The 217-nt window shown below is 65.0% G+C and carries 1 pseudogene; it reads right to left on the bottom strand.

Features of this window, described 5'->3' with window-relative positions:
* Positions 1-196: pseudogene (locus tag AF337_RS00015) on the bottom strand (phosphatidate cytidylyltransferase); the annotation flags it as partial.
* Positions 197-217 lie beyond the last annotated feature (21 nt).

Genomic DNA, 217 nt, shown 5'->3' on the forward strand with positions numbered 1-217 from the left:
CCGTGTCGCCGAGCAGGATTGCGCCGCCGAACACTGCGACCATGATCCACCAGGAGCGGATACGGGCGTTGAGATTTTGGACGGTGGCGACGGAGCTGGGTTCGGTCGCGCGACGCTGAAGGATGAAACCGATGGCCGAGGCGACGGCAAGCAGGCCGAGGATGGCGGCCAGTACGATGGAGAAAATGCTGGTCATGCAATGCGCCCCCCGTCCGCG

Origin of the sequence: Rhizobium ecuadorense (assembly GCF_001187535.1) — a bacterium.
GTDB lineage: Bacteria > Pseudomonadota > Alphaproteobacteria > Rhizobiales > Rhizobiaceae > Rhizobium > Rhizobium ecuadorense.